Annotated in this window: 2 protein-coding genes; both read left to right on the plus strand. The window is 59.9% G+C overall.

All coding sequences use genetic code 11. The features are described from left to right. The coding region (locus N3C12_04555) for an Eco57I restriction-modification methylase domain-containing protein (GenBank protein MCX8071703.1) at window positions 1-1,177 on the plus strand (1,177 nt) is incomplete at its 5' end. Further along, window positions 1,174-1,581: hypothetical protein (locus N3C12_04560; protein ID MCX8071704.1), on the plus strand; the 408-nt coding region annotated here is incomplete at its 3' end. The genes N3C12_04555 and N3C12_04560, both read left to right, overlap by 4 nt.

Here is a 1,581-nt window from a genome sequence, read left to right on the forward strand (position 1 = left end):
TCTGGCCCGCGACTACGGCATCGACCCCGACGACGCAGCCGCCTTTGCAGCCTGGCGCGCAAGCCACCAGCCCTTCCACTGGTTCGCCGAGTTCTACGGCGTGATGCGCGAGGGCGGGTTCGATGTGGTGATTGGGAATCCGCCGTATGTCGCCACGCGAAAGATAACAAGCTACTCCGTTCGTGGTTACAAGACGGCCGCATGCACCGACATCTACGCCTGGTGTCTAGAGCGCGTCATTGACATCGCGAGCACGAAGGCGCGTACCGGCATGATTGTGCCATTGAGCCTTTCGTTCAGCGAAGATTTTGATGACCTTCGACAGATGCTCTATCGACGCTATCAAGGAAACTGGTTTTCCCACTTCGCGCGCATTCCTGCCGCCTTGTTTGCCGCCGACGTTCGGGTGCGCAACACGATTCACATCGGGCGGATTGGCGGGGAGGCCCGCAAGCCCTTGACGTCTCGTCTGCACCGCTGGTTTGAGGTAGCGCGCCCGCATCTGTTTGCATCACTGTCCTACGCATCGTTCACGCCTGCGAACTGGAAGGGGCGTATTCCCAAGCTCAACACACAGGGCCTCATTGATGCCTTTGAGAAACGGTTGGGGCCAAGCGTGCCGACCGTCGAGTCGTCATTGTCTCGGCGCGCAACGGCGCATGTACTGCACTTCAAGAAAACGGCTTACAACTGGCTGTCGTTCACCCACGAAGAAGCGCCTTGTTTTGCAGCAAACGGAAAGCGCGTCCCGCAAACGAAGTATGGGGTGATCTACCTTCGAAGTAGTGATGAGCGTGAGCTTGCCTTCCTTCTCCTCAACGGAAAGATTGAGTTCAGCTTCTGGGTAGCGATCGGTGATGATTTCGACGTCACAAAATGGATGTTCGGTGATTTGCCGGTAGCGCTGGCGCAACTCCCAACCGCGGATCAGAAACAGTTGTTGGCCATCGCGCCGGAATTGAAAGCAGCGGTGGAGGAAGCCGTGCAGTTCAAGCTCAACGCCGGCAAGCGCGTGGGCAATTACAACCTCGCGAAATGCCGGCATGTTACCGACAAGTCGGATGCGCTATTTGCCCGTGCCTTCGGCTTTGATCATGTTTGGGACGACATCGAGTTGCTTTATGTTCAGACAGTGAAGACGGATTTCGAGTCCCAGAGCGATGACGAAGAAGAATGAAGCCCGCGCTCGTCACCTTGCCACCTTATTGCACCCAGCGTGTCGGCCCTGATCTCACCGCGCGATTAGTCGGCGTTGGCGAGACGGCACTGCTGGCCGAACCGTTGCTCGGTCTGGTTGCTTCCCGCGAATGTCCCGGCCATGTGCTGATCGAAACTCTGGAGCGCGTGCCGGAATGGGTGGAGGCTGGCCGCGTGCTCGTGAGCGGCTTTCACTCGCCGCTCGAGCAGCAGGTGCTGCGCTCGGTACTGCGACGCAAGGGGCGCGTGGTCAAGGTACTGGCACGCGGCTTGGGTGGCGAAAGCGGCGACTACCGCCCCACGGCGGAAGAGCGCGAGCCGCTCGCGGAGGGGCGGATGCTGATCCTCACCGCCTGCCCGCCCAAGGTGCGCCGCACCACCCGC

The organism is Candidatus Binatia bacterium, from assembly GCA_026415395.1.
Classification (GTDB): Bacteria; Desulfobacterota; Binatia; order HRBIN30; family HRBIN30; genus HRBIN30.